Below are 20,172 nucleotides of genomic sequence, written 5' to 3'. Positions count from 1 at the left end.
GCTCAGCCCTTACCCGGGTGCAGCGCGCCGCAGTTCCCGCACGTGCGGGCCGCTTCGGAGCCGTAGAACAGCTCGAAGACGGGCGGCAGGTCGGCCACGATGTCGTTCACTTGGAGCTCCACCTCGTGCACCTGCGCGTCGCATTCCAGGCAGAACCAGACGAACTTCTCCAGCGTGCCCTGCTCGCGGATCCGCTCGATCACGATGCCGATCGAGCCGGGCTCGGGCCGCTGCGGCGAGTGGTGCACCCCGCGCGGCAGCATCCACATCTCCCCCTCGCGCACGTCGACGCGCCGGGGCCCGTCGTCGGTCATGAGGTTGATGTGCATGGCGCCCTTGACCTGGTAGAACCACTCCTCGTACGGGTCGAGGTGGAAGTCGGTGCGCTGGTTGGGCCCGCCGACGACCTGCACGATGAAGTCGCCCATCGGCTCCCACATCTGCTTGTTGTTGACCGGCGGCTTGAGCAGGTCGGCGTGTTCGGCGACCCACTTCTCGAAGTTGAGGACAGGGGGGATCTCGGTCATTGCTTCTCCTCGGGGTCGGGTCGCACCGCGATCGCCTGGATCTCGATCAGCAGCAGCGGGTGCGGCAGTTGGTGGACGGCGACGGTCGTGCGGGTGGGGCCGGTCTCGTCGAAGTACTCGGCGTAGACCTCGTTGTAGCCGCCGAAGTCGTTCATGTTCACGAGGTACGCGGTGACCTGGACGAGGTCCTCCAGGCCCGCCCCGACGGAGGCGAGGATGGCCCGGATGTTCTCCAGGACGGCGCGGGTCTGCTCCCGGATGTCCAGATCGGTGACGCCCATCGGGTCGGCGGACGCGCCCGCGAAAGTGTCGTCGGGCCTGCGGCTGCTGGTCCCCGACACGAAGACCAGGTCCCCGACGACCTTGACGTGCGGGAAGCGCCCGCGCGGCGTCGCCATCCCCGCCACGACACCGCTCACCGCGTCCGCCCGTCCACGACGGCGATCTCGACGGAGCCGAGCGTCGCGACGGTGACCCGGACGGTCCCGGGCGTGAGCGCCACGGCCGCGGTGGCGGCTCCGGCGAGGACGAGTTCCCCGGCGTGCAGCACGAACCCGTGCGCCGCGCCGATCCCGGTGAGCCGCCGCAGCGCGTCGAGCGGGTCGCCGAGGATCGCCTTCGTGGTCCCGCGGGTGGTCGGCGCTCCCGTCAGCTCCATCTCGACCGCGAGGTCGCCGATCGCGTCCCGGTCCAGCGCCGACCAAGGGCCGACCGCGTAGAACGCGGCCGAGGTGTTGTCGGCGACCACGCGCGGGAGGTCGAAGCTGAACCCCTCGTAGCGGGAGTCGATGACCTCCAGCGCGGGCGCGACCGCGTCCACGGCCGCGAGCAGCGCCCCGGGTCCGGCGGCGAGGTCGACGTCGCGGGCGACGCGAAAGCAGATCTCGGGCTCGACCCGCGGGTGGATGAGGCCCGCGACGTCCAGGGTGCCGCCGTCGGGCACGGCCATCGCGTCGGTGAGCCGCCCGGCGATGATCTCCGAGACGCCCATCTGCTCCATCTTCGCCAGGCTGGTGAAGCCGAGTTTCAGGCCGCTCTGCCGCTCGCCGCGAGCGAGCCTGCGGCCCACGAGGTCGGTCTGGGCGGCGTAGGCCTGGGCGAGGTCGAGGTCGGGCCAGGTGCCGTCGGCGACGATCGGGCGGGCGGTCTCGGCGGCCTCGTGCAGCCGGTCCGCGGCGGTCCGCACCGCCGCGTCGTTCTCGGTCAAGGTCTGCTCTTTCATGAGAGGGCCACGCAGACGTTGGTCTGCTCGGTGTAGAACTCCAGCGAGTGGCGGCCGCCCTCGCGGCCGATCCCCGACAGGCCCGCGCCGCCGAACGGCGAGCGCAGCTCCCGCAGGAACCAGGTGTTCACCCAGGCGATGCCGACGTTCATGCGGGCGGCGACGCGGTGGCCGCGCGACAGGTCGGTCGTCCAGACGGAGGCGGCGAGCCCGTAGTCGGTGTCGTTGGCGAGCCGGACCGCCTCCTCCTCGGTGTCGAAGGGGATGAGCGCGGCGACCGGGCCGAAGATCTCCTCGCGGACGACGCGGCTCTCGTTCGTGAGGCCCGTCCACAGCGTCGGCTCGATCCAACTGCCGCCCGCGAGCGCCTCGGGCATCTCCGGGACGCCGCCACCGGTGAGGACCTTCGCGCCCTCACGCCGGGCGAGCTCCAGGTAGGACAGCACCTTGTCGCGGTGCGCCTGGGAGATCAGCGGGCCCGTCGTCGTCGCCGGGTCGGCGGGCGCTCCGAGGCGGAGTCCTGCGGCGGCCTCGGTCAGCCGGGCGGCGACCTCCTCGAACACCGGCCGCTCGATGTAGACGCGCTCGGTGCACAGGCAGACCTGGCCGGTGTTGGCGAACACCGACTGGGTGAGCCCGGCGACCGCCGCGTCGAGGTCGGCGTCGGCGAAGACCAGCGCCGCGTTCTTGCCGCCGAGTTCGAACGACACGGGCTTCACCCTGGGCGCGACGGTCGCCATGATCCGCGCGCCGGTCGCCGACGAGCCGGTGAACGTCACGCCGTCCACGTCGGCGTGCTCGGTGAGGAACTGGCCCGCCGAGCCGTTCCCGAACCCGTGCACGAGGTTGAACACGCCGTCCGGGACGCCGCAGGCCGCCATGATCTCGGCGAGCACCGTCGCCGACCCGGGCGTCTCCTCCGACGGCTTGACGACCACCGTGTTGCCCAGTGCGAGGGCGGGGGCGAGCTTCCACGTGAGCAGCAGCAGCGGAAGGTTCCACGGGACGATCGCCGCGACGACGCCCAAGGGCTTGCGCACGACGTAGTTCAGCGCCTTCTGCGCCTCGCCGTACTCGGTGATGAAGGACTCGGTGCCCTCGGCGGCGATCACGTCGGCGAAGACCCGGAAGTTGGCCGCCGCGCGGGCGATGTCCAGCTCGCGGGCGCGCCTCTCGGGCTTGCCCGTGTCGCGGACCTCGGCTTCGAGCAGGTCTTCGGCGCGGCGGTCGATCTCGTCGGCGATCCGGCGCATCAGGTCGCAGCGCTGCCGGACCGTCAGCGCGGCCCACGGGCCGGTGAGGGCGCGGCGGGCGGCCGTCACGGCCCGGTCGACGAGTTCCGCGCCGGCCTCGTGGACCTCGGCGACGACGGTGCCGTCCACCGGGTCGACGTCCTGGAAGGTGCGGACGCCGTCGACGAACGCGCCGTCCACGTAATTGCGGTACTCGCGGGTGCGGTACTCGCGGGTGCGGTGTTCACGCATCATGATCTCCCCGGTTTCCTAGTGCCCGAACGCTTCCTGGAGCCACCAGGACCCCTCGTCGGAGACGACCTTCGCGTCGATGACCAGCGGACGCGTCGGCCCGGACGACAGCCAGTCCTTGACCGGTCCGAGGTCCTCCGGCGACCTGACCGTCAGCGCCGCGCACCCGTGGCCGCGCGCGATCGCGGCGAGGTCGGAGTCGGGGAAGCGCACGTTGTCCAGGCCGGGGGCGTCCGCGCCGAAGTGGTGGACCTCCGCGCCGTACTGGGCGTCGTTGTAGACCAGGACGACCAGCGGCAGTTCCAGCCGCACCGCGGTCTCCAGCTCGGAGATGCCCATGAGGAATCCGCCGTCGCCGCACGCGGCGACCGGGAGCCGGCCGGGCTGGGCGAGGGCCGCGCCGATGCCCGTCGCGAGGCCGAGGCCGACGGACTGGAACGCCTGGGTGAAGCAGAACCCGTACTCGTCGGGCACGTCGAGGAACATCGAGGCGTAGCCGAGGAAGTTGCCGGAGTCGACCGAGACGACGCGCTCGGCGGGCAGCAGGTCGTTGAGCAGCGCGCTCAGGGTGCGCGGGTCGATGCGGTCGCCGGTCGAGACGTCGGTATAGGGCACCTGGGTCCAGCGCAGCCCTTCCTCGATCCGCCGCCGCAGCTCCGGCGAGCGGTAGCCGGGCCGCGCGGAGTCTTCGAGGTCGCGCAACGCCCGGAGCGCCGCGTCGGCGGTCTCGGTGACGCCGCCCCAGACGCCGAGGTCGATCTCGCGGACCCTGCCGAGCGCCGCCGGGTCGGTGTCGACCTGGACGACCGTCGCGTCGTCGGCGATGAGCCTGCCGTGCCGCATCGTCCACATGTTGAGCGCGCAGCCGAACCCGACGACGAGGTCGGCGCCGGCGACGAGTTCGGCGGTCAGCGGCGAGGAGAAGCCGCCGGAGACGTCGATGCCCCACGGGTGGCCGTTGAACATGCCGCGCGAGACCGCGGACGTCGCGACGAGCGCGCCGACCTGGTCGGCGAGCGCCCCGATCGCGGCGCGGGCGCCGTCGCCGCGACCGCCGCGCCCGACGACGAAGACGGGCCGCCGCGCCTGCTGGAGGGCGAGGACGAAGTCGGCGAGGGCCTGCGGCGCGGGGGCGGGCGCGGCGAGCGGCCGGAAGGCGCGGGTCCGGTAGTCGTCGAGTGCCATGTCCTGCACGTCGATGGGCACGTTCACCACGACGGTGCGGCGCTGGTCGCGGCACATCGAGAAGGCGCGGGCGATGTCCTCGAGGGCGCTCTGCGGGGTGCGCACCCGCAGGGTGAGGGCCCCGGCGGCGACGGCCATGGCGGCCTGGTCGATGAAGAAGTTCGACGTGGGCGCGGTCGCCTCGGCGGTCAGCACGAGCAGCGGCGTCCGGCTCTTGGCGGCCTCGGTGATGCCGGTCATCGCGTTGGTGTAGCCGCAGCCCTGGTGCAGGGACAGGACGGCCACCTCGTCGGACATGCGCGCGTAGGCGTCCGCCATGGTCGCCGCGCCGCCCTCGTGCCGGGCCGCGACGAACCGGGCGCCGCGCTCCACCATGGCCTGGGTGAAGTGGTAGTTGCCGCTGCCGACGACTCCGAAGACGGTGCGCACACCGAGCTCAACCAGGTGTCGGCCGATGGCCTCGTGAACGAGCATTGCGAAGGGTTCCTCACTTGGGGGGGCGGGCAGGTGGGTGGGCGGCGTCAGGCGCGGGCGACGAGCGCGAGGGCGCGGACGGGGCTGCCGGAGCCGTTCACGATCTTCAGGGGCGCGCTGATCAGCACCGCGCCGGTGGCGGGCAGCCGGTCGAGATTGCGCAGTTGGGTGAGGCCGTATTTGGCGGCGCCCAGCAGGTGGTGGTGGGCCGGGAAGGGCGGGTCGAAGGCGAACGCCTGGCCCGCGTCGATCCCGACGGTCTCCACGCCCACGCCGAGCAGCGGGGTCTCCTCGGCGATCCAGCGCGCGCAGGCAGCGGACATGCCCGGCGTGTGCGGGCCGGTCTCGCTCTGGTTGAGGAACGCCTCCCGGTCGTCGCCGCGGCTCGACCAGCCGCTGCGGACGAGCAGCCAGCCGCGCGGGAACGCGCCGTGCTCGTCCTGCCAGGCGCGCAGGTCGTCGACTTCGAGGACGAAGTCCGGGTCGGCGGCGACCCGCGCGACCACGTCGACGATGACCGCGGGCGCGACCATCCGGTCGACCGGGACCGAGGCGGCGTCGCCGTGCGCGACCCCGGTGATCCAGTGGCAGGGCGCGTCGAAGTGGGTCCCGACGTGCTCACCCGTGTGCAGGCCGTTCTGGTAGGAGATGTCCCCGCCCGCGGCGTCGTACCGGGCCAGGTTCTCCAGGGCGAACGACGGGATCGGCGCCATCTCCGGCGGCAACTGGAGCACCGGGGTGTCGGCGCTCAGCGGGGCCGTGAGGTCGACGACCTCGACGGAGCCGTCCAGCAGCGCCGCGCCGAGGGCGGCGACGGCACCGGGCGCGGAAAGGGCCCCGGCGGCGGCGGTGTTCGGGCTGGTCATGGCTTCATCGTGGCCGTGATCGAACTCGGTGCATAATGCCTATCCGCTTCTGGATATGCTCTGCGGAACATAGCCAGACGCCAGGGTATTCAGTGCCGCGGCAGGGGAGGTTCCGATGGATCCGGAAAGGCTGCTCGACGGGCGGCTCAAGCTGCGCCATCTCACCCTGGTCACCACCATCGCCCGCGAGGGCACGCTGCTGCGCACGGCCCAGGTCCTGCACGTCACCCAGCCGGTGGTCACCCGGAGCCTGCGCGAGGCCGAGGCCGCGGTCGGCGTCGAGCTGTTCACGCGCGGGCCGCGGGGCGTCCGGCCCACCCCGGCCGGGGAGATCCTCATCGCGCACGCGCACCGCGTGCTCGGCAACATCAGGGCCGCGGGGGTGCGGATCAGCGAGCTCCAGCGGGTCGGGCTGGAGCCCGTCAGGGTCGGCACGAACCTCGCCGGGGCGTACGCGCTCATCCCCAACGCCCTGGTCGAGCTCAAGCGGGAGCATCCGAACGTCTCGGTCACCGTGATCGAGGCGGGCTCGGACGAGCTGACGGCCCTGCTGCGCCGCAGCGACGTCGACCTCCTCGTCGGCAGGCTCCAGCCCCGCACCGACACGACCGCGGAACCCCTGCGGCGGCTGCGCCTGTACGACGAGCCCGTCCGCCTCGTCGTCCGCCAGGGCCACCCCGCCGCCGACGCGCAGGAGCGCGACCTGGAGGACCTGCTCGCCTACCCGTGGATCCTGCCGAACGCGCCGAGCCTGCTGCGCTCGGAGATCGACGACCTGTTCCGGCTCCAGGACCTGCCGCTGCCCACGGACATCACGGAGTGCTCCACGATCCTGACCGTCCAGGCGATCCTGCGCGCCACCGACGCGATCGCCCCGCTCCCCGTCCTCATCGGCAGCAACACCCCGGGCCTGATGGTCCTCGACACCGAGCTGGACACGGTGCCGAGGTCCATCGGCATCACCACGCTGGCCGGCCCCGAGCAGCCCACGAGCGTCCAGCGCTTCATCCGCGAACTCGTCACCGCGGCCCGCTCCCTGGAGAAGGAGATCGCGGTCGCCTCCCGCCCGCGCCGCCCCCGCCGCGAGACCCACTGACCCGCCTCCGGCGACGGGAGACGGGCCGAGCGGCTGCTACAGGTAGGAGACCCCGGTGAGCAGTTCGGACCGGGTCCAGAGCAGGGTTCCGAGTCCGGGATCCCGCGACGCCCTGCTCGATGAGGCCCGGTCGGGGTGTCCGCGCATGCCGAGCAGCCCTGAGGGTCCGAGGTAGTCGCCGCCGTCGACCGACACATCGGTCGCCGCGCGCAGGGTGGGAAGGGCGCCCATCTCCGGGGTCCCGCCGAGCGCCTTGGCGATGGCCAGGCTGAGGGACCGGAACGCGGCCGAGGAGTAGCGGAAGATGCCCGTCACGGCGCCTCCGGGGTGGGCGGCGACCGCTCGGGTCCGGGCCTCGGCGAGACGGAGCCGCCGGTCGAGTTCCCGCGCGAAGACCAGGTTGGCGAGCTTGGAGCGTTCGTACGCCCGCTTCGCCTCCTGGAAGTTGCCTTCCGTCAGGGTCGCCATCCGGTGCCCGACGCTGCTGATCGCGACGATCCGCGAACCCGGCACCGGCGCGAGGTGCGGGAGCAAGTGGCCGGTGAGAGCGAAGTGCCCGAGGTGGTTGACGCCCATCTGCGGCTCGAAGCCGTCCCGCGTGGGTTCCGCCAGACCGGTGACGCCTGCGTTGTTGATGAGCAGGTCGATCCGGGGGAACAGCTCCTTGAGCCGCGCGCCGGCCTCGCGGACGGACTCCAGCGAGCCGAGTTCGAGCACGACCGGCACGAGCCGGCCGGCGGGCGCGTCCCGGCTGAGCCGTTCGACCGCATCCCCGGCGCGGGCCGCGTCGCGGCCGGTCACCACGACCGTCGCACCGTGCGCCGCGAGCTGCCTGGCCGTCTCGAACCCCAGCCCCGAGGTCGCCCCGGTCACGACGGCCACCCGGCCCGTCTGCGGCGGGATGTCACCGGCGTCCCATCGTTGGCCCATGGCCCCTCCTCCATAAAGTGAACGACACGTTCATGTTGTATGATGAACGCATCGTTCATGTTGGTCAATCCCCGCTCAGGAGGACCCCTTGCCGGACCGGGAGCACGACGGACGCGCCGACCGGCGCAGGAACCGCGGCCGGATCGTCGCCGCGGCGCGGTCGATGATCCTGGCCAAGGGACGCGGCGTCGGCATGGACGAGATCGCGGCGGAGGCCGGTCTGGCCGTCGGCACGCTGTACCGGCATTTCGCCACGAAGGACGAGCTGATCGAGGCGATCCTGTCCGACCTCGCGGAGGAGATCATCGGTCTCGTGGAGTCGTTCGAGCGCAGGCTCGCCGCACGGCACGAGAGCGCCGTCGACCTGCTCGAATCACTGCTGCGGACCGTCGTCCTCGATCTGAGCACGGCACGGATGCTCCGCGAGGCCCTCGACGGCTCCGAAGCGCGGCTGCGCGTCGCCCGCAGCCGCGCGACCGCGCTGATGACGGACCTCGTGGAGGCCGCCCATCGGGACGGGGCGCTGCACGGCGGCGTCAGCGCGGGAGACGTCGTCCTGCTGCTGCGGACCGCCCCCGGCGGGGACCTTCCCCGGGCGGAACGCGAGCGCTGGCTGCAGATCATGCTCACCGGCCTGCGCACGGCGGAGGCCGGTGTGCCGTAGGGGTCCCGACCGCGGCATAACGGGCGGGCGCGGCGCGGGCCTGACGGCGAAGGCGGGAGGCGGAGTGGACCGCCTCCCGCCTTCACGGGGTTCTGCGCGGCCGGTGGGCTCGCTACTCGGCCACCGGGGGGAGCCCGGACATGCGGCCGCGGTGGAAGAGCAGAGGCGAGCCGCCCGCGGCGGCGGCGGTGACGACCTCGCCGATCACCACGGTGTGGGTGTGCACGTCGTGCCGGTGGGTGACGACGCATTCGAGGTGGGCGACGCCGCCGGTCAGCAGGGGGATTCCGGACGCCGAGCGGGCCCAGGGGATCCCGGCGAACTTGTCGTCGTCTCGGGTCGCGAAGAGCGCCGCGAGGTCCTGCTGACCGGCCGCGAGGACGTTCACGCCGAAGCGGCCCGCCCGGGCGACCACCTCGTGGGTGGTGCTCTCCCGGTTGAGGCAGATCAGCAGCGTCGCCGGGTCGGCGGACACCGTCGTCAGGGAGTTCAGGGTCATGCCGTGCGGCCCGGTGACGGGGTCCTCGGCCGTCACCACGCACACGCCCGTCGCGAAGTGCCCGGCGACGTCGCGGAACAGCCGCGGGAGGACGGCCGGGGCCGCCTCCCGTCCGGCCCCGCTCACGCGCCGGTCTCCGCGACGGGCTTGCGGACCCCCATCTCCGCAAGCCGCGGCAGCACGGTCTCGGCGAAGTACGGCAGCTCGTCGGCGTAGTTGAAGAACGCCATGGTGATGCCCGCGAGGCCGGAGTCGGCGAGCGCCTTGATCATGCCCGCGACCTGGTCCGGTGTGCCGACGAGCGGGACCGAGCCGTGGCCGCCCGCGAACCGCTTGCGGTAGATCTGCAGCATCTCGGGGGTGAACGACTGGGAGTGCGCGCCCATGAGGTACATGAGGTTGTCGACCGCGTCCCAGTCGGCGTTCTCGTCGCCGTACCACGCGTAGAACTCGCGGGCCTCCTTCTCGGTCTCCCGGACGACGACGTGGCTGATCGTGATGACGCCGAGGTCGCGGTCGTACTCCTCGCGGGCGAGCTTGCGCATCTCGGTGGAGATCTGCGCCGCGTCCTCGGGGCCGTCGACGATGGTGAAGCCGAAGTCCGCGTTCCGGGCGGCGAAGCCGCGGCCCTGCGGCGAGGAGCCCGCGTTGATGATCGGGAGCAGGCCGTCGACGGGCTTGGGCATGCCCTCGGCGCCCTTGAGGTGGTAGAAGCGACCCTCGTGGTCCCAGGAGCCCTCGGTGGTCCACGTCTTCTTGACGATGTCGTACCACTCCTGGGCCTGCTCGTACCGGTCGTCGTGCCCGGTAGGCAGGTCGGAGCCCATCGCGTCGTACTCCGGCTTGTTCCACCCGGCCACGATGTTCAGTCCGGCGCGCCCGCCGCTGATGTGGTCGAGCGTCACCATCTGCTTGGCGGTGACCAGCGGGTGGTTGAAGGCGGAGTGCACGGTGGAGATCACCGAGATCCGCTCGGTGGCCGACAGCAGCCCGGCGGCCCACGGGATCGGCTCCAGGACCGACTCGTGGAAGTTCGTCGCGCCCTTGTAGCCGATGAACCGTGCGATGGGCAGGAGGAAGTCGATGCCCACCCGGTCGGCGACCTGCGCCATGCGGAGGTTGTCGCTCCAGCTGCCCGACCAGCGGTTCGGCACCTTGGTGATCGCCATGCCGCTGGAGCAGTTGGCGGCGAAGAGGCCGAGCTTGAATCCGGTGTCCTGGAAGAGCGGTCGCGTCATCGTGCTCCCTTTCAATGAGTGTCCAATTATGTGTGTATATGCGGTGCTTTGCGCTACTCGTCCTCGTGGAGCGCGGCCGCGGTGGAGGAGAAGCCGCCGAAGGAGCCCTCCGGCAGCACGCGGCGCAGCAGGGGGTAGCCGAGGGCGGTCAGCACCAGCGCGACGGCGAAACCGAGGCCGGTGACCCCGGCCTCCACCAGGCCGTAGGCGATGCCGGAGGAGGCGAGCAGCGCGATGATGCCCGCCCAGTTGAAGTTCTCGACCTGCGCCGGGTGGGCGGCGACCTGCTTGCGGACGACGAAGAAGTCGGTGATCACCAGCGTGCACAGCGAGGTGGTGAGGATGCCGAGCGCGCCCAGCCAGCCGTTGATGAAGCCGAGGATGTCGCCCCAGACGGCCAACAGGCCGATGACGTTGCCGACCACGACCCACCAGAAGCGTCCGATGGCGCGGCCGGTGGCTGCGTCGAAGAAGTTCGAGAGCGCGAGCGAGCCGGAGTAGGTGTTGATGACCTGGGCCTTGGCCTGCGCGGCGTACATGACGACGAAGCCGATCGCCCCGGCGATGACGATGAAGTAGGCGCCCGCGTCGGTCTGGGTCATGAAGGCGATCTTCTCGGCGGTGGTGGCGCCCGCGATGGTGGCCGCGGTGCCGGCGTTCTCGGGGTCCTCCAGGAACGTCGCCACGACCGAGTTGCCGGCCTGGAAGATGATCGTCCCGACCGCCACGATGAAGAAGTTGACGACGATCGACCCGCCGATCGCCATGATCCCGACGTCACGGGAGGAACGGGCGAAGCGGCCGAAGTCCGCGCCGGTCAGGGCGAGCGCGCCCGCGATGCCCGCGATGGCGGCGAGCCCGCTGAGGACGTCGCCGGTCCCGAGGTTCTCCGGCGTGTAGAGCCAGATGTCGGAGAGCGAGAGGTCGGACTTGGCCAGCGCCATGCCGGTCACGACGACCACGAGCACGACGGACACGACGGTGAGGATCGCCGAGGTCCGCTGCACGAGCTTCATGCCGAAGGTCGTCAGCAGGATCCACGCGATCGTGAGCAGGCCGTAGATGACGATCGCGTTCAGCGTCGTCGGGGCCCAGCCGAACATGAACAGCGTGCCGTAGTACAGGAGCGCGTTCTCCAGGGCCAGGAAGCCGAGGACCATGAAGGCGAAGATCAGCGAGGCGAGGAACGAGCCGCGGGCGCCGAGCCCGTAGAACCGGCTGGTCACGGTCGAGGAGGTGCCGGCGACCTGGCAGACGCGGCCGATCGCCCAGCCCAGCAGCGAGCCGAAGACCGCGGCGACCAGGCCCATCGCGAGGCCCCAGCGGGTGCCCGCGACATAGGTGACGCCGCCGCCGATGGCCAGGATGACGAGGGTGGTGCCGACGCCCGCGGTGTTGAAGACGAGGCTCCACCCTCCCACCCGCTGGTCGTCGGGCACGGGCTTGAGTGCGTGGTCTTCGATGACGGCCCGCAGGCCGTCGCCGCCCGGTGGCGTCGGCTTCGCGGAGCGGGTGTGGGTCATGGGGGGACTCCTCACGGAAGGTCGCGGTGCGGAAAGCGCCTGCGTTCCGTGCATCGTGGCACTGCGGAGTTGCCCCGAATAATGCCTATAGTGCCCTCGCTATGCTGTACCGGGCATAGCGAGGGCGGCCCGCGCGCCCGAGCCCCGCCGGTCAGCTCCCCGCGGCGTTCTCCCCGGTCAGGAGGGAGATCAGGTCGAGGGCCGCGGCGCGGGCGGCGGTCTCGGCCGCTCCGGAGACGCCGCCGAGGCTGAAGTACCCGTGGTTCAGCGTGGGCCAGCAACGGGCGGTGACCGGCACGCCCGCGTCGGCGAGGCGGCGGGCGTAGGCGGCGCCCTCGTCGCGCAGCGGGTCGAAGCCCGCGGTGTGGACGACGGCGGGTGCGACGCCGGCGAGGTCGGCGGCGCGCAGCGGCGAGGACCTGAAGTCCACAGCGGCCGGGTCGACGCCGTAGGTCCGGGTGAAGTCGGCCATCGCCGGGGTCGTCAGGCCGTACCCTTCGAGCGCCCTTGACGGGTACAGCGCGTCCGTCTCCGGGTCGGCGTACCCGCCCGCCAGGTCGGTGGCCGGGACGATGAGCAGCTGCGCGGCGAGCGCGATCCCCGCGTCCCGGCAGGCCAGGGCCACCGAGGCGGCCAGTTGGCCGCCCGCACTGTCGCCGGCGACGACGACGCGGGCCGGGTCCCCACCGAGCTCCGCGGCGTGCTCGACGGCCCAGCGGGTCGCGGCGAGGGAGTCGTCGTACGCGGCGGGGAAGGGGTGCTCGGGGGCCAGCCGGTAGTCGACCGACACGACCACCGCCGACGCCTCGACGCACAGCCGCCGCACGTGCTGGGCGTGCGTGTCGGTGCCCCCGGCGATCCAGCCGCCCCCGTGCAGGTAGACGACCGTGGGAACGGGGCCGGACGCGTCGGGGCGCAGCAGGACGGCCGGCAGCGGGCCCGCCACGGTCTCCAGCACGACCGGCGACTCGACGGCCGGGACCGCAGGAGCCGCCAGGAGCGCCCTGGCCAGGACGTTGACGGCCCGCGAGTGCGCGCGCACCCCGTCGATGCTCTGGTCGGCGGCGGTGGCATCGGCGGCGCGGGCCTCCAGCCACGCCGCGATGTCCGGGTCGAAGCCTTCCTTCGTCACGAGGTCTCGGCCAGCCTTTCGCGTATCCCCTGGAAGTGCTCGAAGATCGCCGCGCTCGCGCGGGCGGCGTCGCGGGCCGCGACCGCCTCGTAGATCTCGCGGTGCGCGGCGATGATGCCCGCCGGGTCGCGGTCGGCGGGGGCGAGCTCGTGGCTCAGATCGTGGTAGACGTCCCAGAACACGCGCAGCAGCTGGCTCATGAGCTGGTTGCCGAGCGGCGCGTAGAGCTGGTCGTGGAACGCCCGGTCGGCCACGTCCCCTGCCTCGCCCTGCCCGGCGTGCCGCTCCAACTCGTGCAGGCGCTCCTCCAGCGCGGCGAGGTGCGCGTCGGTGACGACGGCGACGAGCTGGCCCATGAGCCCGGCCTCCAGCGCCTGGCGCAGTGCGATGATCTCGTGGATCTCCTGGCGGTCGCCGCGCAGCGACTTGCGGCCGCGGAAGACCAGCGCGTCGGCGAACGGATCGAGCGAGCAGTCCCCGACATAGGTGCCGAAGCCGTGCCGGATCTCCACGATCCCCAGGGCCTGAAGCGCCTTCAGTGCCTCGCGGACGGAGTTCCGGCTGATGCCGAGGTGGTCGACCAGTTCGGCCTCGGTGGGCATGGGGTCGCCGGTCGCGAGGTTGTTGGCCAGGATCCACTCTTTGATCTGCTCCTGGATCGCCCGCTGCGCGTCACGTGAGCGCTTGGCCGGCCGGTAGTGCGAAACGATCTCCACGATGTCCCCGAGGTCTTCCCTTGATCCGGTGAGGTTGGACGTCCTTCATCTGAACTTTAGTGCCCGGCGGCGGCCGGGCGGATCCGTCGATCCGGGCCTTTGCCACGGTCATCGCGCGCTCCCCCGGCGGCCTTCGGCCACCCCCCGGACGAACTCCCGGGTGAGCTGCGCCGGGTCGGTGATCGCCGTCCCGACGACGACCGCCGCCGCTCCCGCGCGCAGCGCCGCGCCCGCCTCCTGCGGCGTGCGGTAGCGGCCCTCGGCGATGATCGGGACCGACGGGAGCGCGGCCCTGAGCCGTCCGACGAGGTCGAGATCCGGTTCCTCGGGGACCGCGCCGCCGCCGGTGTAGCCCGCGAGCGTCGTCCCGACGAGGTCGGCGCCCGCCTCGGCCGCGTACAGCCCGTCCTCGAAGGTCGCGGCGTCGGCCATGACCAGCGCTCCCGCGTCGTGCACGGCCCGCACGGTGTCGCGCAGCGCGCGGCCGTCCGGGCGCGGGCGGACCGTGCCGTCCACCGCGACGACGTCGGCCCCCGCGGCGACGACGGCCAGCGCGGCCTCGACGGTGGGCGTGATGAAGACGTCGGCGCCGGGGTCTTTGGTCAGCCCGATGACCGGCAGGTCGACGGCGGCGCGGATCGCGGCCACGTCGGCGACCCCGCCGACGCCGCCGCAGCGGATCGCCGCCGCGCCGCCCAGGACGGCGGCCCGCGCCATGCGCACGAGCGACGGGGTGTCGCGGAACGGGTGCCCGTGGCCCGCCTGGCAGGACACGATGAGCCGCCCCCGGACGGCGTCGAGGAAGTCGGCGCGGTTCACCGGGCCACCGCCCCGGCGTCGGCGGCCAGCAGGGCCGCGCCGACGAGCGGCGCGTCCGTGCCCAGCGCGGCCGCGACGACGGGGACGCCGCGCAGCGGCGGCAGGGCCTCGGCGCGCAGCGCTTCGGCCAGCGGCCCGAGGAAGGGCGCGCCGATGCGGGCGACGCCTCCGCCGACGACGACCAGGTCGGCGTCGACCGCGGCGAGCAGCCCGGCGAGCGCCCGGCCGAGCAGCCGGGCGGCGGAGGCGACCGCCTCCAGCGCGTCGGGGTCCCCCGCGCGCAGCAGGTCGGCCACCTCCGTCAGCGCGACGGGGCCGCCGCCGGTCCGCCTCCGGTAGGAGGCGGCGATCGCGGGCCCGGAGGCGACGGCCTCCAGGTGGTCGCGGCGGCCGCAGCCGCAGGCCAGGGCGCCTTCGGCGGGGACGAGCAGATGGGCGATCTCCCCCGCGGTGCCGTGCGGGCCGCGGCGCGGCCTGCCGCCGCGGGTGAACGCGCCGCCGACGCCCGTCCCGACGGAGACGAACAGCGCGGCATCGGCGTCGCGGGCCGCGCCCAGGACCGCCTCGCCGAGCGCCATCACACGCACGTCGTTGTCGACGGCGACGGGGACGCCCAGCCGGTCGGCGAGCCCGGCGCGCACGTCGGTGCCCGCCCAGCCGGGCAGCGTGTCCGTCGCGGACACGACGGCTCCCCCGGCGACCACCCCGGGCACCCCGACGCCCACGGCGCTCACCGGCTCCCCGCCGGCGACCTTTGCGGCGAGCAGGGCCGCCGCGTCCAGCACGTCGGATCCGCCGGACCTCGGCGTGGGCCGCTCGGCCCGCGCGACGACCCGCCCGCTCCCGTCGACCGCGCCGACGGCGGTCTTGGTGCCGCCGACGTCGATCCCCAGCCTCAGGACGCTCACCGGAGCCCCGCCGCGGCCAGCAGTTCCGCGACCCGCGCGGTCTCGGCGGCGTCCAGCGGGATCTGCGGCGGCGCGGTGACGGGGTGGTCGATGACCCCGCGCAGGTGCAGCGCGGCCTTGAACGAGCCCAGCGCCGACGAGCCGCGCCCCATTCGGGACGGCGCCCCGACGTCCACGATGTCGAACAGCCGCACCAGGCGCTCCTGCTCGGCTCGCGCCGCCGCCCAGTCGCCCTCGCGGCAGAGCCGGTAGAGCGCGGCGTACCCGTGCGGGTCGACGTTGCCGAGGCCCGGGACGACGCCGTCGGCGCCCATCGCGAGCGCGGAGTCGACGGTGAGCTCGGCGCCGGTCAGCACGCTGAAGCCCGCGACCGCCTCGCCCGCCGCCTCGCGGGCGAGCAGCAGCCGGCGCATCCCGCCCTCGTCGCCGCTGGAGTCCTTCACCCCGGCCAGGACCCCGTCGGCGGCCAGCCGCAGCAGCATCTCCGGGTCCAGCTTGGAGTGCACCGAGACGGGCAGGTCGTAGGCGTAGGCGGGCACCGCGGAGCGCTCGGCGAGGATCCGGAAGTGCCGCTCGATCTCGACGGGGTGGGTGCGGGCGTAGAACGGCGCGGTGACGACGACGCCGTCGCAGCCCGCCTTGACCGCCTCGTCGACGTGCTCGGCCACCCGCAGCGTCGCGGTGTCGATGACGCCCGCCAGCACCGGGACGCGGCCCGCGACCCGGGCGACGACGGTCTCCAGCGCCCGGCGCCGGTGCCCGTCGGGCAGGTAGGCGACCTCGCTGGTCGAGCCGAGCGCGAACAGGCCGTCCACGCCGCCGTCGAGGAGGAAGTCGACGAGCCGCTCCAGCGAGGGGACGTCGATCTCCAGCTCGGGCGTGAGCGGGGTGCAGACCGGCGGGATGACCCCGGTGAGGCGGGTCGCGGTCGTGGTGGTCATGTGAGCTCCTGAGCGCGGGCGCCGGCCAGGTCGGCCTCGCCCTGGACGGGATGGAAGCAGCGGTAGCGGTGCGCCGCCGCGGAAGAGTCGGCCGTGATCTCCGGCATCGCCTCGGCGCACCGGTCGTCGGCCCGCCAGCAGCGGGTCCGGAACGGGCAGCCGCTCGGCGGTCGGACCGCCGACGGGACGGGCCCGGTCAGCGGGATCGGCGTGATCGAGTGCAGCAGCGACGGGGTCGCCGACAGCAGCGCCCGGCTGTAGGGGTGCCGGGTGTCCTCGACGGAGGCGGCGGGCGTCTCCTCGACGACCCGGCCGAGGTACATGGTGAGGATCCGGTCGGAGACCCGCCGGACGGTCTGGATGTCGTGCGAGATGTAGATCATCGCCAGGCCGAGCTCGCGCTTGAGGTCGAGCAGCAGGTTGAGGATCTGCGCGCGCACCGACACGTCGAGGGCGGAGGTCGGCTCGTCGGCGATGAGCACGTCCGGGCCGAGCGCGAGGGCGCGGGCGATGGCGACGCGCTGGCGCTGCCCGCCGGACAGCTGGCTCGGCAGCACTGCCGCGGCCGAGGACGGCAGGCCGACCAGGGACAGCAGCTCGGCCACCCGGGCGTCGCGTTCGGCGGGGGTGCCCCGGCGGTGCACGTCCAGCGGGTCGCGCAGGATCCGGTGCACCGGCATCCGCCGGTTCATCGAGGTGCTCGGGTCCTGGAAGACCAGGCCGACGTGGCGGCCGATGCGGCGGCGGCGCTCGCCCGCGCCCATCCCCCACAGGTCCTGCCCGCGGTGCCGGATCGTCCCGGCGTGCGGCTTCTCCAGGCCGACGAGCACCTTGGCGAGGGTCGACTTGCCGCAGCCCGACTCGCCGACGATGCCGACGGTCTCGCCCGCGGCGACGGACAGGCCGACCCCGGTCAGGGCCTGCACCCGCTCCCTGGTGAACGGACTGCCGCCGCGCGTGCGGTAGACGACGTCGACGTCTTCCAGCTCGACCACGGGCGGGCCGGACCGCGCGGGTACTGACTGCGCGGGTATCTGCTGCTTCACTTGGCCACCAGCTCTCGGTCGGCCCGCGCGGCGGGGTGATGGCAGGCCACGAGGTGGCGGTCGGCGTCACCTTCGAGGTCGGGCCGGGTGGTCCGGCAGATCTCGGTGGCGACGGGGCAGCGGTCGGCGAAACGGCAGCCCGAGGGGAAGTCGGCGGGCGCCGGGACGGTGCCCATGATCTGGGTGAGCCGCTCGGCGCCCGACTCCAGCGACAGGACCGAGCCGAGCAACCCGCGCGAGTAGTGGTGGGCGGGCGCGGCCAGCACGTCGGCCATGACGCCCTGCTCGACGATCCGCCCGCCGTACATGACGGCGACGCGGTCGCACACGTCGCTGACGAGGGCGATGTCGTGGGAGACGAGGATCAGCGCGAAGCCGAGTTCGGCGCGCAGCCGCAGCAGCAGCGCGATCACCTGGGCCTGGACGGTGACGTCCAGCGCGGTCGTCGGCTCGTCGGCGATGACGAGTTCCGGGTCGCGCGACAGGGCCATCGCGATGACGACCCGCTGGCGCTGCCCGCCGGACAGCTCGTGCGGGTAGGCGGCGAGGGTGCGCGCCGCGTCGAGCCCGACCAGCTCCATCAGCTCGGGCGCGGTGCGGGTGCCGCCGCGCCGCACCAGCTGCCCGAGCTGCGCGCCGACGGTCATCGACGGGTTCAGGGCGGACAGGGCGTCCTGGTAGACCATCGCGATCCGGCGGCCGAGGTAGGCGCGGCGGGCGCGGGCCGGGAGCGTCACCAGGTCCCTGCCGTCGAACTCGACCCGGCCGCCGATCCGCGCCCCCGCGGGCTGCAGGCCCATGAGGGTGAGCGCGGTGAGCGACTTGCCGCAGCCCGACTCGCCGACGAGCCCGAGGACCTCCCCGGGGCGGACGGCGAAGGAGACGCCGTCGACGATGTCGACGCCGGAGTGCCGGTCGGCGAACCCGACCCGCAGGTCCCGCACGGTCAGCACGGCCTCCCCTTCCGGGAGCGGCCTGGCCCTTCCGGCGAGGCGGGCGGCGGCGTCGGCGAGGCCGGGCAGCTCGGTGACCTCGCCCCTGCCGGGTGCGGCGGCCTCCAGCCGGTCGACGTCGCCGGGGGCCGCGGTCGCGGCGCGGGCGGCGGGGGCCGCCCAGACGTCGAGGATGCCTTCGGACAGCAGGTTGAGCGCCAGGACCGTGAGCAGGATGAGCAGGCCGGGGAAGAACGTCGCCCACCAGCCGTGGCTGCTCAGCAGGTACTGCCCGTAGGCGATGACGCTGCCCCAGGACGATGGTCCCGCCTCGGGCTCCAGGCCGCCGCCGATGAACGACAGGGACGCCTCGAACACGATCGCGTTGGCGACCATCACCGTCGCGAAGACCAGCACCGGGGCGGCCGCGTTGCGCACGACGTGCCGCAGCAGGATGTAGGGCATCCGGGCGCCGATGACGCGTTCGGCCGCCACGTAGTCCTCGCGGCACTGCGCGACGACGTTGGCTCGCACCACCCGGGCGACCTGCGGGGTGAACACGAACGCGATGGCCGCGATGAGCACGAGCAGGTCGTCCTTGCCGAACGCGACGACGAGGGTCGCGGCCAGCACGATCGTCGGGAACGCCATGACGACGTCCAGCACCCGCATGACGATCTCGTCGACCGCCTTGCGGCTGCTGCCGGCGATCGCGCCGAGCACCGCGCCCGCGGCCAGGGCCAGCGCGGTCGCGCCGAACCCGACGATGAGGGAGCGGCGGGTGCCGGCGACCAGCCGGGAGTACACGTCGCGGCCGAGCCGGTCGACGCCGAACCAGAAGTCCTCGTTCGGCCCGGTGAGGGTCGGGGCCTGGCCGGGGGCCGTCGGGTCGTGGGTGAGCAGCAGAGGGGCGAAGATCCCGACCGCCACGATGAGGGCGACGAAGCCGAGGCCGACCTTCGAGGCGGTGGGCAGGCGCCTGAGCGCGCGGAGGATCACAGTGCTCCTCGCAGTCGGGGGTTGGCGATGAGGTAGAGGATGTCCACGACGAGGTTCACGACCACGAAGCCGAGCGCGATGGTGATGACCAGCCCGCGGGCCAGGCCCACGTCGTTCTGCTGGACGGCGCTCATGATCTGGGTGCCCATGCCGGGCAGCGAGAAGATCGCCTCGACGATGACCGTGCCGCCGATCAGGTAGCCGATCTGCACGCCCAGCACGGTGAGCGGGGTGACCAGCGCGTTGCGCAGGACGTTGCGGCCGATGACGACGACGGGGGGCAGCCCGGCGCCGATCGCGGTGCGGACGTAGTCGCGGTCGAGTTCCTCGACCATCGCGGTCCGCACCACCCGCGCCAGCGCGCACCCCACCGGGACGGCGAGGGCGACCGCGGGCAGCGCGAGGCTCAGGAACCAGTCGGAGGGCGAGTCGGCGAAGGGGACGTACCGGCCGCTGGGGAACGGGCCGCCGCCGATCTTCGACAGCCGCTGGATGAGCAGGATCGCCAGCCAGAACGTCGGGACGGCGATCCCGGCCATCGAGACGAGCCGCGTGACCTGGTCAGGCCAGCGGTCCCGGTACAGGGCGCCGACCATGCCGAGCGCCAGCGCGACGACCAGCGCCCCGGCGACACCGAGCACGGTCAGCTGGACGGTCACCGGCAGCGCGTCGCCGATGATCGAGCCGATCGAGGCGTTCAGCGAGAACGTGGTCCCGAGGTCGCCGTGGAAGAGCCCGCCGATGTAGGACAGGTACCGCGACCACAGCGGCTGGTCGAGGCCGTTGGCCGCGTTGAACGCGGCGATCTGGTCGGCGGAGGCCTGGCTGCCGAGCACCGACACCGCCGTGCTGTTCGGCGACAGCGCCATCACGAGGAAGACGAACAGGATGATGCCGAGCATCAGCGGTATCAGCGTCAGCAGCCGGCGAAGGATCATGCCGAGGACGGCGGCCATCGACGGGCTCCAATC

At 73.1% G+C, this 20,172-nt stretch carries 20 protein-coding genes; 2 read left to right on the top strand and 18 right to left on the bottom strand.

What is annotated here, in order from left to right; genetic code table 11:
- Window positions 1–2: 2 nt before the first annotated feature.
- Genes ACYVOM_RS14155 through ACYVOM_RS14130 form a run of 6 tightly spaced genes read right to left on the bottom strand, consistent with a single transcriptional unit; the run spans window position 3 to window position 5,758 of the window.
- Window positions 3–527: a 3-hydroxyanthranilate 3,4-dioxygenase gene (locus ACYVOM_RS14155; RefSeq protein WP_460303791.1), complete on the bottom strand. Its 525-nt coding sequence runs from the start codon at window positions 525–527 to the stop codon at window positions 3–5.
- On the bottom strand, window positions 524–946 hold the full coding sequence (locus tag ACYVOM_RS14150) for a RidA family protein (protein WP_460303790.1): 423 nt from the start codon (window positions 944–946) through the stop codon (window positions 524–526). Before ACYVOM_RS14150 ends, ACYVOM_RS14155 begins: the two co-directional genes overlap by 4 nt.
- Complete coding sequence (locus ACYVOM_RS14145) at window positions 943–1,734, bottom strand: 2-keto-4-pentenoate hydratase (protein WP_460303789.1); 792 nt, start codon at window positions 1,732–1,734, stop codon at window positions 943–945. Before ACYVOM_RS14145 ends, ACYVOM_RS14150 begins: the two co-directional genes overlap by 4 nt.
- An 11-nt stretch (window positions 1,735–1,745) precedes the next feature.
- Window positions 1,746–3,236, bottom strand: coding sequence for a 2-hydroxymuconic semialdehyde dehydrogenase (locus ACYVOM_RS14140; RefSeq protein WP_460303788.1), 1,491 nt, complete (start codon window positions 3,234–3,236; stop codon window positions 1,746–1,748).
- Window positions 3,237–3,251: 15 nt separating this feature from the next.
- Window positions 3,252–4,892 (bottom strand): thiamine pyrophosphate-binding protein, encoded by a 1,641-nt coding sequence (locus ACYVOM_RS14135; protein WP_460303787.1) that lies wholly within the window; start codon window positions 4,890–4,892, stop codon window positions 3,252–3,254.
- A 47-nt stretch (window positions 4,893–4,939) separates the two neighbouring features.
- Window positions 4,940–5,758, bottom strand: a complete 819-nt coding sequence (locus ACYVOM_RS14130; RefSeq protein ID WP_460303786.1) for a cyclase family protein — start codon at window positions 5,756–5,758, stop codon at window positions 4,940–4,942.
- A gap of 115 nt (window positions 5,759–5,873) precedes the next feature.
- Here ACYVOM_RS14130 and ACYVOM_RS14125 point away from each other — a divergent pair, with 115 nt between their 5' ends.
- The gene (locus ACYVOM_RS14125) at window positions 5,874–6,854 is read left to right on the top strand and encodes a LysR substrate-binding domain-containing protein (protein ID WP_460303785.1); all 981 of its coding nucleotides are present in this window, start codon (window positions 5,874–5,876) and stop codon (window positions 6,852–6,854) included.
- A gap of 36 nt (window positions 6,855–6,890) precedes the next feature.
- Here the strand turns inward: ACYVOM_RS14125 and ACYVOM_RS14120 are convergent, their stop codons facing one another.
- A complete protein-coding gene (locus tag ACYVOM_RS14120; protein WP_460303784.1) occupies window positions 6,891–7,784 on the bottom strand; it encodes an oxidoreductase in 894 nt (297 codons plus the stop codon).
- An 88-nt stretch (window positions 7,785–7,872) separates the two neighbouring features.
- On the opposite strand from ACYVOM_RS14120, the gene ACYVOM_RS14115 reads away from it, so the two are divergent.
- Entirely contained in the window at window positions 7,873–8,448 is a 576-nt protein-coding gene (locus ACYVOM_RS14115) for a TetR/AcrR family transcriptional regulator (RefSeq protein WP_460303783.1), read from the top strand.
- Window positions 8,449–8,560: 112 nt separating this feature from the next.
- Here the strand turns inward: ACYVOM_RS14115 and ACYVOM_RS14110 are convergent, their stop codons facing one another.
- The 11 genes from ACYVOM_RS14110 to ACYVOM_RS14060 form a co-directional block, all read right to left on the bottom strand.
- On the bottom strand, window positions 8,561–9,073 hold the full coding sequence (locus ACYVOM_RS14110; protein WP_460303782.1) for a flavin reductase family protein: 513 nt from the start codon (window positions 9,071–9,073) through the stop codon (window positions 8,561–8,563).
- Complete coding sequence (locus ACYVOM_RS14105) at window positions 9,070–10,185, bottom strand: LLM class flavin-dependent oxidoreductase (RefSeq protein ID WP_460303781.1); 1,116 nt, start codon at window positions 10,183–10,185, stop codon at window positions 9,070–9,072. Before ACYVOM_RS14105 ends, ACYVOM_RS14110 begins: the two co-directional genes overlap by 4 nt.
- Before the next feature lie 53 nt (window positions 10,186–10,238).
- A complete protein-coding gene (locus tag ACYVOM_RS14100) occupies window positions 10,239–11,708 on the bottom strand; it encodes a purine-cytosine permease family protein (RefSeq protein ID WP_460303780.1) in 1,470 nt (489 codons plus the stop codon).
- Window positions 11,709–11,859: 151 nt separating this feature from the next.
- On the bottom strand, window positions 11,860–12,840 hold the full coding sequence (locus ACYVOM_RS14095) for an alpha/beta hydrolase (protein WP_460303779.1): 981 nt from the start codon (window positions 12,838–12,840) through the stop codon (window positions 11,860–11,862).
- Complete coding sequence (locus ACYVOM_RS14090) at window positions 12,837–13,556, bottom strand: FadR/GntR family transcriptional regulator (protein WP_460303778.1); 720 nt, start codon at window positions 13,554–13,556, stop codon at window positions 12,837–12,839. Before ACYVOM_RS14090 ends, ACYVOM_RS14095 begins: the two co-directional genes overlap by 4 nt.
- Window positions 13,557–13,664: 108 nt before the next feature.
- Window positions 13,665–14,375 (bottom strand): N-acetylmannosamine-6-phosphate 2-epimerase, encoded by a 711-nt coding sequence (locus ACYVOM_RS14085; RefSeq protein ID WP_460303777.1) that lies wholly within the window; start codon window positions 14,373–14,375, stop codon window positions 13,665–13,667.
- Window positions 14,372–15,283, bottom strand: a complete 912-nt coding sequence (locus tag ACYVOM_RS14080) for an ROK family protein (RefSeq protein ID WP_460303776.1) — start codon at window positions 15,281–15,283, stop codon at window positions 14,372–14,374. The genes ACYVOM_RS14085 and ACYVOM_RS14080 overlap by 4 nt, the downstream gene beginning before the upstream one ends.
- Window positions 15,280–16,224: a dihydrodipicolinate synthase family protein gene (locus ACYVOM_RS14075; protein ID WP_460303775.1), complete on the bottom strand. Its 945-nt coding sequence runs from the start codon at window positions 16,222–16,224 to the stop codon at window positions 15,280–15,282. Before ACYVOM_RS14075 ends, ACYVOM_RS14080 begins: the two co-directional genes overlap by 4 nt.
- On the bottom strand, window positions 16,221–17,270 hold the full coding sequence (locus ACYVOM_RS14070; RefSeq protein WP_460303774.1) for an ABC transporter ATP-binding protein: 1,050 nt from the start codon (window positions 17,268–17,270) through the stop codon (window positions 16,221–16,223). Before ACYVOM_RS14070 ends, ACYVOM_RS14075 begins: the two co-directional genes overlap by 4 nt.
- A complete protein-coding gene (locus ACYVOM_RS14065) occupies window positions 17,267–19,201 on the bottom strand; it encodes a dipeptide/oligopeptide/nickel ABC transporter permease/ATP-binding protein (RefSeq protein ID WP_460303773.1) in 1,935 nt (644 codons plus the stop codon). Before ACYVOM_RS14065 ends, ACYVOM_RS14070 begins: the two co-directional genes overlap by 4 nt.
- Complete coding sequence (locus ACYVOM_RS14060) at window positions 19,198–20,157, bottom strand: ABC transporter permease (RefSeq protein WP_460303772.1); 960 nt, start codon at window positions 20,155–20,157, stop codon at window positions 19,198–19,200. The genes ACYVOM_RS14065 and ACYVOM_RS14060 overlap by 4 nt, the downstream gene beginning before the upstream one ends.
- Window positions 20,158–20,172 lie beyond the last annotated feature (15 nt).

The sequence above is a fragment of the Actinocorallia aurea genome (genome assembly GCF_054783995.1).
This window is presented reverse-complemented; position numbering and strand designations above follow the sequence as displayed.

Excerpts from the sequence above, each read along its gene's own strand:
- ACYVOM_RS14105 (WP_460303781.1), bottom strand. The coding sequence starts at position 10,185 with ATGACGCGACCGCTCTTCCAGGACACCGGATTCAAGCTCGGCCTCTTC.
- ACYVOM_RS14060 (WP_460303772.1), bottom strand. The coding sequence starts at position 20,157 with ATGGCCGCCGTCCTCGGCATGATCCTTCGCCGGCTGCTGACGCTGATA.
- ACYVOM_RS14100 (WP_460303780.1), bottom strand. The coding sequence starts at position 11,708 with ATGACCCACACCCGCTCCGCGAAGCCGACGCCACCGGGCGGCGACGGC.
- ACYVOM_RS14130 (WP_460303786.1), bottom strand. The coding sequence starts at position 5,758 with ATGACCAGCCCGAACACCGCCGCCGCCGGGGCCCTTTCCGCGCCCGGT.
- ACYVOM_RS14120 (WP_460303784.1), bottom strand. The coding sequence starts at position 7,784 with ATGGGCCAACGATGGGACGCCGGTGACATCCCGCCGCAGACGGGCCGG.
- ACYVOM_RS14155 (WP_460303791.1), bottom strand. The coding sequence starts at position 527 with ATGACCGAGATCCCCCCTGTCCTCAACTTCGAGAAGTGGGTCGCCGAA.
- ACYVOM_RS14125 (WP_460303785.1), top strand. The coding sequence starts at position 5,874 with ATGGATCCGGAAAGGCTGCTCGACGGGCGGCTCAAGCTGCGCCATCTC.
- ACYVOM_RS14075 (WP_460303775.1), bottom strand. The coding sequence starts at position 16,224 with ATGACCACCACGACCGCGACCCGCCTCACCGGGGTCATCCCGCCGGTC.
- ACYVOM_RS14135 (WP_460303787.1), bottom strand. The coding sequence starts at position 4,892 with ATGCTCGTTCACGAGGCCATCGGCCGACACCTGGTTGAGCTCGGTGTG.
- ACYVOM_RS14140 (WP_460303788.1), bottom strand. The coding sequence starts at position 3,236 with ATGATGCGTGAACACCGCACCCGCGAGTACCGCACCCGCGAGTACCGC.